Genomic DNA, 9524 nt, shown 5'->3' with positions numbered 1-9524 from the left:
CAATCCGATAACGATGGCGGCAACAACAGCGACTGATCAGGGTGGTAGGGGCGATAACTCGTACTCATGCTTCATCCTAAACATGAATCATACGATCAGCACTAGCTTCTGCCGCGCAGACTCCTAGAGCCAGCGTCGTACGCGGGCTTTGTAGGCCAGGTAGTCGTTGCCGAAGCGGGAGGTGAGCATCTCCTCCTCGGCGGTGATCTGGAAGTGATACATATAGAGGATAAAGGCGGCGATGGCGATCAGCCCGAAAGGGGTACCGAGCCAGAGTGTCAGCGATAACAGCAGCAGGACCAGGCTGGTATACATCGGGTTCCGGCTACAGGCGTAGATACCGCCGGTGACGACGGTGGCGCTTTTATGCGGGTAACGCGGGTCAATGGTGGTGCCTGCCCGCCTGAAGCTGATGATGGCCATCAGATCAATGATAAGCGCCAGTACCAGCAGCACCATGGCAGCGCTGTGGCGGAGCAGGACGGCATCCGCATAGACGGGCAGCAGCAGCTGCAGTTGCCAGATGATGCCGCCGAACAGCAGGGCGACCAGCGGTGGCGGTATTTTAAGCTGCAGCCGTTTCATGGCTGCTCCAGCATCACCCACTGCATGGCCGGTTGCCGTTTGCTGGCCAGCACATGCAGCCATTGCAGCCACAGCCGGGTGTAGGGACGGGCCGAGACATAATCAAAATCATTATGCTTGCCCGGAAAGCTGCCGCGCAATTTCGGCGGACGGGCGGCGGCAAAGACACGATCCGGCATATCGGCAGGGATAATCTCGTCACTCTCGGCACTGATCAGCAGCAGCGGTGCCTGCAGGGATGCAACCGCGCTCAGGGTGTCAAACTGATTGCGCACAAACCAGCGCAACGGCAGCCACGGATAGGCGGCGGCACTCATGTCCGGCAGGCTGGTAAACGGTGTTTCAAGCGCCAGTCCGGCCGGCTTGACCTCACTGGCCAGATGCGCGGCTACGGCACAGCCGAGGCTGCGTCCGGCAATGATGATGCCGTTGCCGGCCATTTCCGGCTTCTCCTGCAGCAGCGACCAGGCCGCCATGGCATCATCATAGAGGCCATCCTCCGATGGTTCCCCTTCACTGAGGCCAAAACCGCGATAGTCAAAGGCGAACACCGCCAGCCCCATCTCGTGCCAGCGACGGTATTGAGCGACCCGGTGACTGATATTGCCGGCGTTGCCGTGCAGGTGCAGCAGGGTGAAGCGGGCATGGGGGTGCGGCATATACCAGCCATGCAGCCTGACGCCATCGGCGCTGGTGAAATAGAGGTCGCGGAATGAGAGGCCGGCATCGGCCGGTGAGTGGCTCATCTCCTGTTCGGGAAAGAAGATGTAATCATCTTCAACGCTCAGCATCGAGATCACGGTGCCGGCGATGGCGATGACCAGCAGGAGGAGGGCACGCAGGAGCAACTTCATGGCACGACTCTAGCCCGCTTTGCCTGTCTCGACATGTGTTGATTTTATGGTCCCTGCCGGGGTCAGGTCTTGATTTGCTAATTTACTTTAACTATGCTGCAAATATGGCCAGACCACTGCGTATCGAGCTTGAGGGCGGCGTATTTCACGTCACATCACGCGGCAATGCCGGAGCGGCAATCTTTGAGGATGACGCCGACCGGACCATGTTCATGGATGTCCTTGTACATGTGGTGGAGCGTTTTCGCTGGATTTGCCATGCCTGGTGCCTGATGGGGAACCATTATCATCTGATGATTGAAACGCCGCAAGCGAATTTGAGCAGGGGGATGCGGCAACTGAACGGGGTTTATACCCAGCAGTTTAATCGCAGGCACAAGCGGACAGGGCATGTGTATCAGGGGCGGTTCAGCTCTATCCTGGTTGATCGTGAGAGTTACCTGCTGGCTTTGAGTCGCTATGTGGTTCGCAACCCGGTGGCGGCCGGCCTTGCTGCCAGTGTTGAGGCATGGCCGTGGAGCAGTTTTCGTGCAACAGCAGGGCTTGCGCCGCTGCAGCCGCCGTTGTCACGGCAATGGTTACTCTCCTGTTTTGGTACTTCCACGACTGAGGCCGAGGCGGCCTATATCGACTATGTCTGTGACGGAAAAACGCCTTCACCGTGGGATGATCTCAATGGCCCGGATATTCTTGGCGATGATGACTTTCGCGCCCGTGTGCAGGCCGGTCTTCACGATGTGGCTGGTGGTATCGCGAGGAGCAAGCGTATGCTGCGCCACCTGTCGCTGGCGGAGATCTCTGCGGAGAAGCCGCGTTCGCTATGGATGCATGAAGCATATACAGAGCATGGTTATACCATGCAGCAAATCGCACTGTTCGCCGGCGTGCACCATTCAACCGTCAGCAAGTGCATCAAACAGGCGATGGAAAATAGCAAATCAAGACCTGACCCCGGTCAGGGCGGGAGTGGATGTGAAGCGGATTGAACGGGCTGTGGTACTGGCAGCGGGACTGGGCACACGGCTGAAGTGGCTGACCACAGAGCGCCCCAAGGCGCTGATGCGCGTGCATGGCGAGCCGGTCATTGCGCATGTGATACGCCGGCTGGTCGCACAGGGGGTGCGCGAGATTGCCGTCAATGCCCATCATCATGCCGAACAGTTGCAGCGCTATCTGGGCGACGGTTCAGCATTCGGCTGTCATGTGGTCATCAGCCATGAGCCGTCACTGCTTGATTCCGGTGGCGGTGTAAAACAGGCGCTGGCACTGTTGCCGGGAGACGGGCCGGTGGCGGTATGGAATGCCGATGTGCTTAGTGATATTGATGTGCAGGCGCTGGCCGGGGCGTGGTCGCAGCAGGGGGCGATGATTGCACTGGTTGCCAATCCCGACCACCATCCACATGGCGATTTCGGACTCGAGCACGGGCGCGTGGTGGCCGACGGATCACCACGCTACACCTTTGCCGGTGTCTCTGTCTGGGATGCCGGTGTATTCGAAGCGTATGGCGCAGGCGATGCATTCTCCCTGACCGTGCCGATGCGCAGGTTAATTGCGGCAGGTGACTGCAGCGGCAAGCTCCATCACGGTGAGTGGTTTGATATCGGTCGCCCGCGCGATCTGCTGCGGGCCAGCCGCCACCAGGGACGTTAACGATGCGGATCTGGGTGGATGCCGATGCCTGTCCGAAGGTGATCAAGGAGATTCTCTACCGTGCTGCGGTGCGGGTGAAAATTCCGCTGACGCTGGTCGCCAATATGAAGTTGCAGCACCCTGCTTCAGCATATATCGATGCGGTGCAGGTGGCGGCCGGTGCGGATGTGGCCGATGCCTGGATTATCGAACATGCCGAGGCCGGTGATCTGGCCATTACCGCGGATATTCCGCTGGCGGCGGGGATGATCGAAAAAGGTGGTTATGCGCTGAATCCGAGAGGCGAGCTCTACACACAGGATAATGTGCGCAGGGTATTGAGTATGCGCAATTTTATGGATGATCTGCGTGGCAGCGGTGTGATCACCGGCGGGCCGACGGCACTGAGTCAGGCCGATCGCCAGCAGTTTTCCAATCAACTGGACCGGTTTTTAACCCGGCATCTGAAGGGGACGTTATGATTCTGCATCCGCAACTGGAGAAAGACTGTTTTGTGCTTGGACAGTTGCCATTATCGGCACTGCTGCTGATCAATGATCGCAATTATCCATGGTTTATTCTGGTGCCGCAGCGGGAGGGGATTCGCGAGATTCATCAGTTGTCTGAAGCGGATCAGCAGCAGCTGATGCGCGAGTCATCGCTGCTGGCAAGCTGGATCGAGCAGGCGTTTCACGCCGATAAAATCAATATTGCAGCCCTTGGCAATATGGTGCCACAGCTGCATATCCATCACATCGTGCGCTATCAAACCGATCCGGCGTGGCCTGCTCCGGTGTGGGGAAAAGTGCCGGCGATTCCCTATACAGAGGCCGAAAAAGAGGCCGTGGTTGCAAAAGTTGCCGGACTCGAAGGGTTACGCCGGATCCCACCCCACGGAACTGTTTGAGACAGGCATGGCCGGAAGCAGCAGGGCGCTTCCGGCCGGCCCATTTTTCAGGCGTGCGGGAACGTCCTAAAAACGGAATGAGGCGCGCATGAAGTACCAGTTGTCGGTGACCTGCTGGATGCCACCGGTTTTCTGGTAGACCGGCTGGCGGTATTCGCCGCTGATGATGATTTCAGGTGTCAGCACCCACTGGAAGCCGGGCGAGATGAACAGTGAGTTGATGCCGGTATTGGCCACATTATCGATCATCGATGATGTCGGACTCTGATAGGCGACCTTACGGGTCGGGGAGGCGCCATCAATGGTGCCGTCGCTGCTGTCCTTGGCAGCCCATACACCATTCATATCCACCTTGACGTTGAAGGCGGAGGTGATGCGGTAGCGGGCGGAAAGATCATAGTTCAGACGGTCGCCCACCTTGTAGCCCAGATTGTTGCGGGTATTGGTCTGATAGGTCAGCGAGGGGGATAGCAGCCATTGGGCTCCGCCATCGGCATGATCGCCGAAGCCGAGTGTGCCGTTGGCAATCAGCAGGCCATCCCAGCTGCCGGTTCCCGCCTGCATCATCATATGCACGAGGTCTCCGCTGCTGTTGCGAAAGGTGTGCTTGCCGGTCGGTGCCTTGACGCCGATGCCCAGGCTGAAACGCTGGCGGGTGCGGATATCTGCATCCTTATAGACATCGCGCATGTAAACGAGCGACATATCTCCGAGTCCCTGGATCGTTGCCATGGTCATCGGTCGGTAGGTCATGCCGGCCATCGTTTTCATGCCCATCATCATCTCCATATCATTGATGACATAAGGGACGGTGAGTACAAATGCGTTATTTTCATCCATACGGTAGGCAACACTGACGCCGAATTTCTGCATCACCATTTTTGTCGGGACACTGTAGGAGGACATGGCAGGACGGGTGGCCAGGTTGTTGTTGATGGCCTGGGTCGGGCTGATTTTGCCGGTCCCCTGACGGATGGTTTTCATATTCATCAGGTCAAACTGGGTGGTGACGGTCAGGCCGGTGGCACTGCCCACCCCTTCAACGCCGGCAGCTATGCAGCAGGAGAGGCCGCACTCGCTGGCCTCGGCCGGACCGGCCAGCCCCAGCATGGCGATAGCCAGCAGCAGTCGATGTTTCTTTAAGGCTGATCCGGAATAGGGCACAGTACTCTCCTTGGCGATCAGGGCTTAAGGCCCCGGTGATTTGTCGGCGCTACCCTACAGGTGCAGGCGGAGCTCCTCGCTGTGACAAATTGTCGCAGGTACGGTCAGTGAATGGATGCCGCCCGGTGGTGATTGGGGCGCGACAAAATGTCACACCTGCACGAGAATGGCATTGCTGTAAGTTTCGCCTGCGCCGGCAGTCAGGCAGGCCGTAATGGTGTGACAGGGCGCATCTGCTGCGGGCGGGTGCGGTTGTCATAAACAATGGAGAAACGCGTGTGATCGGGACATACCATTTTCGACGATTGATCCTGTTCAGGAGCCTGGTGATCGGCGTGGAGCTGATGGTGCTTGTGCTGGCCATCTATATGCTGAACGTACAGCTGCCGGTGCTGGATGTGCTGGTGATGATCGGTCTCTATGTGGCTTTTAACCTCTATGCCTGGCATTGCCTGAGGCAGGGGAAACTGTCGAGCGAGCGTCAGTTTTTTATCCACCTGAGTGTCGATGTGTTGATGCTGGCAGTGCTCTTCTATTTTTCAGGTGGCTCCAGCAACCCGTTTGTATCACTGTTTTTGCTGCCCCTGGTGATTGTCGCAACGATCTTGCCCAAGCCGTATGTATGGGCGATGAGCCTGATTGTGCTCGGCTGTTACACACTGTTGATGGTGCTTTATATACCACTGCATGGCGGGGCCAATATGTCGCATATCCATGTGGTGCCGGCCACTTCCGGCTTCGGCCTGCATGTGCTGGGCATGTGGTTCAGTTTTCTGTTTGGTGTCAGTGTGATTCTGTTTTTTGTAGCTACGATGGCTGAAGCGTTGCGGCAGCGGGACAGAAAACTTGCCGAGGCCCGCGAAAAGTATCTGCGGGATGAGCATGTCATTGCGCTGGGTACGATGGCGGCCGGTGCGGCGCACGAGCTGGGAACCCCGCTGGGGACGATGGCAGTGCTGACGAAAGAGATGGTCAGTGAGTATGCCGGTCAGCCGGAGCTGCTCAGCCAGATTGAAATTCTGAGGTCGCAGGTTTCCCGCTGCAAGCTGGCTCTGGGGCAGTTGAGTGCCAGCGCCGGACAGCTGCGGGCTGAGAGCGGGCGCGGTGAGTCGGTCGCGCCCTATTTGAGAAATCTCTTTTCGCTATGGCAGGAGGTCCATCCGCTTACACCTGTTGCCGTGGAGATGAGTGATACCGGATCGAGTCCGATGATCGTTGTCGATGAGACGCTGAAGCAGGCGATCATGAATCTCTTGAACAACGCAGCAGAGGCATCTCCGTCCGCTATCGCAGTCACTGCCAGCTGGACGGAGGCGGAGCTCAGGCTTGTCATTCGCGACTTCGGTGCCGGCTTCAGTGACGATGTCATGAAAGGGATGGGGACACCATTCTTCACCACCAAACAGAATGGCCATGGTCTGGGCTTTTATCTGGCTCAGGCGGTCGTGTCACGGTTTGGAGGGGCGGTGGAGTTGATGAATCACCCCGAAGGTGGCGCCTGTATCACCGTGCTGCTGCCATTACATGAACTGAAGGTAGGGTAAAGGATGATGGTACACTCTCCCACATTGCTGCTGGTAGATGACGATGAGGTTTACTGTCAGGTGTTGTCCTCGGCTCTGCGTAAAAGAGGGTTTAACCTGCTGGTGGCCCACAATGTCAAAATGGCGCTTGAACTGGTCGCCGATGCACCGCCGGAATATGCCGTGATTGATCTGAATATGCCGGGTGATTCCGGTCTGGTACTGGTCGATCAACTCAATCAGCTGGACGATTATATCCGCATCGTGGTGCTCACCGGTTATGCCAGCATCGCAACTGCTGTTGAGGCGATCAAACTGGGAGCAACCCATTACCTGGCCAAGCCGGCCGATGCAGATGAAATTGTCGCAGCCCTTGGACGGCAGGCCGGTGATATGACCACCGATGTGGGGGAGCAGCGTATGTCTCCCCGCCGGCTCGAGTGGGAGCATATCCAGAAGGTGCTGGTGGAGTGCGATGGTAATATTTCCGCCGCAGCACGTGAGCTTGGCATGCACAGGCGAACGCTGCAGAGAAAACTGGGCAAAAAGCCGCCCAGATCGTGAGAAAATAGCTGATTTTTCAGCATCTCCCTGGCTGCGACAATCTGTCGCGCGGCAATGTGTCACATTTACGCCATGATGGCTGCTTATAACAGTTCACCCCCTCAAGACATACGTGAAGAGGGTGATATGCAAAAAAATGGCAAGAATATTTCCGGCCTTCTGGCTCTCGGTTTGATGATGGCAGCCGGTACGCAGCCCGGCTATACGGCCGGTCAGGAAAGTGCCACGGCAGCTATGGAGAAAGTGGATGCAGGCGGTCATTTGACGGATGAGGTGGTGGTGACCGCCCCCCGTGAAGCAGAGCCGCTAACGGTCAGAAGCGATCCGAAACAACCACGCCAGCCGATGCCGGCCCATGATGGCGCCGATTATCTCAAGAGCATTCCCGGCTTCTCGGTGATCCGCAAGGGCGGTGCCGATGGAGACCCGGTATTCCGCGGCATGGCCGGCTCCCGCCTGAATATTCTGCTCGACGGTGAGACGATTCTGGGAGGCTGTCCACAGCGTATGGATCCGCCGACTGCTTATATCTACCCCGGCGCATACGATGAGCTGACAGTATTGAAGGGGCCTCAAACGGTTGCCTATGGTCCGGGGAACTCTGCCGGTGTGGTGCTGTTCGAGCGCAAGCCGGCTCGATTTGAAGAGGCCGGCATGAAAGTGAACAGTACACTGACCGTTGGCAGCTTCGGCCGTAATGATGAAATGGCAGATGTGCGCGCAGGTCTGGGCGTTGGCTACATTCAGATGAATGGCACCCGTTCTCATAGCAATGATTACCGGGATGGTAACGGCAATCGTGTGCACTCCAAATATACCCGCTGGAGCTCGAATGTGGCGATTGGCTGGACTCCGGGGGATGATACCCTGCTGGAGCTTTCCGCTGCCAAAAGTGATGGCAAGGCGGCCTATGCTGACCGTCTGATGGATGGCGCCAGGTTTACCCGCGACAATATCGGAATGAAATTCAGGCAGAACCATATCTCCCCGGTTCTGATGAATATTGAGGCACAGGCTTACTACAACTATATCGATCATGTGATGGATAACTACAGCTTGCGTCCGTTTACGCCGGTGCCGATGAGTATGCCGAACCCTGCCGCCAGTAACCCGGATCGCAAAACAGTGGGCGGCAAACTGATGGCCGGTCTGGCGGCTGGTGATGCTACCGATGCCCGTATTGGCATCGATATGCAGCAAAATACCCATCGCAATCGAATGACTGCCAACGAGTTGACGAGGCCGTATGAGGCCATGGCTCGCAGCGAGGATGCCCGTTTTAGCAACTACGGTGTATTTGCCGATGTGACGCATGAGCTGACCGCGAACGATCGTTTGCTGACCGGTATGCGCATCGACCAATGGCATGCCGAAGACCGTCGGCGCATGGTGATGAGCATGATGGGGTCGGTGATGAATCCCACCTACAACCAGCGGCGCAATGAGCTCCTGAGCAGCGGCTTCGGTCGTTACGAGCACGATCTGGAAGGTATGCCGGCGACACTCTATATCGGTATCGGCCATAACAAGCGATTCCCCGACTATTGGGAGTTGATTTCCAAGGCGGGCACAGCATCTGTCAGTGCCTTTAATACGCGAGCCGAAAAAACGACGCAGGTCGATGCCGGTCTGACCGTCAACGGCGATGATGTGCAGCTGTCGCTGTCGGGATTTTACAACAGGATCAATGACTTCAATTTGATTGATGCAAGCCGGCTGGTGATGGGGATGGCGGTGAATCGCAATATCAATGCCACGACCATGGGCGGGGAGGCAAGCATGGCTTATCGTCCTGTCCGCCACTGGAAGGTCAATGGTGCGATTTCATATGTCTACGGCAAGAACGACAGCGATGGTGTGGCGCTTGGGCAGATGCCACCGCTGGAGGGACATCTGGGGCTCGATTATGATGACAGTACCTATTCTGCCGGTGCACTGCTACGCATGGTCGCGACACAGGGGCGTTTTGCGGCCAATCAGGGCAATATCGTTGGCCAGGATATCGGGCGGACAGGGGGCTTCGCGGTGACATCCCTGCATGCCGGCTGGAAGCCGGTCAGGAATCTGCAGATTACGGCCGGTATCGATAACCTGTTTGATAAAGTCTATGCCGAGCATATCAGTCGGGCGGGCAGCACGGTTGCCGGTTATGTTTCGACCACGCGCGTCAATGAAATGGGGCGGAGTTTGTGGCTGAGCGCCAATCTGACCTACTAGTGGCGCAGCGGGCCGGCAGCTCCCGTGCAGCGATTGTATGCGTCCGCCGATATGGCGGGCGCATACGCCTGTTTTAGC

Annotated in this window: 10 protein-coding genes; 7 read left to right on the top strand and 3 right to left on the bottom strand. The window is 57.3% G+C overall.

Annotated elements, in window-relative coordinates; genetic code table 11:
• Positions 1–123: 123 nt before the first annotated feature.
• Together FEF65_RS10410 and FEF65_RS10405 are read right to left on the bottom strand one after the other, a co-directional pair.
• Positions 124–585, bottom strand: a complete 462-nt coding sequence (locus FEF65_RS10410) for a methyltransferase family protein (RefSeq protein WP_138239741.1) — start codon at positions 583–585, stop codon at positions 124–126.
• Complete coding sequence (locus FEF65_RS10405; protein WP_138239740.1) at positions 582–1439, bottom strand: alpha/beta hydrolase; 858 nt, start codon at positions 1437–1439, stop codon at positions 582–584. The genes FEF65_RS10410 and FEF65_RS10405 overlap by 4 nt, the downstream gene beginning before the upstream one ends.
• A gap of 104 nt (positions 1440–1543) precedes the next feature.
• On the opposite strand from FEF65_RS10405, the gene FEF65_RS13645 reads away from it, so the two are divergent.
• The 4 genes from FEF65_RS13645 to FEF65_RS10385 are packed head-to-tail and all read left to right on the top strand — an operon-like array spanning position 1544 to position 3978.
• Complete coding sequence (locus FEF65_RS13645) at positions 1544–2425, top strand: REP-associated tyrosine transposase (protein WP_138239739.1); 882 nt, start codon at positions 1544–1546, stop codon at positions 2423–2425.
• Positions 2412–3092 (top strand): nucleotidyltransferase family protein, encoded by a 681-nt coding sequence (locus FEF65_RS10395; protein ID WP_170304439.1) that lies wholly within the window; start codon positions 2412–2414, stop codon positions 3090–3092. The genes FEF65_RS13645 and FEF65_RS10395 overlap by 14 nt, the downstream gene beginning before the upstream one ends.
• Positions 3093–3094: 2 nt before the next feature.
• Positions 3095–3553 carry a YaiI/YqxD family protein gene (locus FEF65_RS10390; protein ID WP_138239738.1) on the top strand — a complete coding sequence of 153 codons (459 nt, stop codon included), beginning with the start codon at positions 3095–3097 and terminating at the stop codon, positions 3551–3553.
• Complete coding sequence (locus tag FEF65_RS10385) at positions 3550–3978, top strand: HIT family protein (RefSeq protein WP_138239737.1); 429 nt, start codon at positions 3550–3552, stop codon at positions 3976–3978. Before FEF65_RS10390 ends, FEF65_RS10385 begins: the two co-directional genes overlap by 4 nt.
• A gap of 66 nt (positions 3979–4044) precedes the next feature.
• Here FEF65_RS10385 and FEF65_RS10380 read toward each other — a convergent pair whose 3' ends face one another.
• Positions 4045–5142, bottom strand: a complete 1098-nt coding sequence (locus FEF65_RS10380) for a hypothetical protein (RefSeq protein WP_138239736.1) — start codon at positions 5140–5142, stop codon at positions 4045–4047.
• A 278-nt stretch (positions 5143–5420) separates the two neighbouring features.
• Between FEF65_RS10380 and FEF65_RS10375 the strand changes: the two genes are divergently transcribed.
• From FEF65_RS10375 to FEF65_RS10365, 3 genes are all read left to right on the top strand, one after another.
• Entirely contained in the window at positions 5421–6686 is a 1266-nt protein-coding gene (locus FEF65_RS10375; RefSeq protein ID WP_138239735.1) for an ATP-binding protein, read from the top strand.
• A gap of 6 nt (positions 6687–6692) precedes the next feature.
• Complete coding sequence (locus FEF65_RS10370) at positions 6693–7229, top strand: response regulator transcription factor (protein WP_138239758.1); 537 nt, start codon at positions 6693–6695, stop codon at positions 7227–7229.
• A 72-nt stretch (positions 7230–7301) separates the two neighbouring features.
• Complete coding sequence (locus FEF65_RS10365; RefSeq protein WP_202978265.1) at positions 7302–9446, top strand: TonB-dependent copper receptor; 2145 nt, start codon at positions 7302–7304, stop codon at positions 9444–9446.
• The last annotated feature ends 78 nt before the right edge of the window (positions 9447–9524 follow it).

It is taken from the genome of Mariprofundus erugo (assembly GCF_005818865.1).
Lineage (GTDB): Bacteria > Pseudomonadota > Zetaproteobacteria > Mariprofundales > Mariprofundaceae > Mariprofundus > Mariprofundus erugo.
This window is presented reverse-complemented; position numbering and strand designations above follow the sequence as displayed.

Coding starts and splice junctions, on each gene's coding strand:
- FEF65_RS10410 (WP_138239741.1), bottom strand. CDS start 585: ATGAAACGGCTGCAGCTTAAAATACCGCCACCGCTGGTCGCCCTGCTG.
- FEF65_RS10405 (WP_138239740.1), bottom strand. CDS start 1,439: ATGAAGTTGCTCCTGCGTGCCCTCCTCCTGCTGGTCATCGCCATCGCC.
- FEF65_RS13645 (WP_138239739.1), top strand. CDS start 1,544: ATGGCCAGACCACTGCGTATCGAGCTTGAGGGCGGCGTATTTCACGTC.
- FEF65_RS10390 (WP_138239738.1), top strand. CDS start 3,095: ATGCGGATCTGGGTGGATGCCGATGCCTGTCCGAAGGTGATCAAGGAG.
- FEF65_RS10385 (WP_138239737.1), top strand. CDS start 3,550: ATGATTCTGCATCCGCAACTGGAGAAAGACTGTTTTGTGCTTGGACAG.
- FEF65_RS10370 (WP_138239758.1), top strand. CDS start 6,693: ATGGTACACTCTCCCACATTGCTGCTGGTAGATGACGATGAGGTTTAC.
- FEF65_RS10365 (WP_202978265.1), top strand. CDS start 7,302: ATGATGGCTGCTTATAACAGTTCACCCCCTCAAGACATACGTGAAGAG.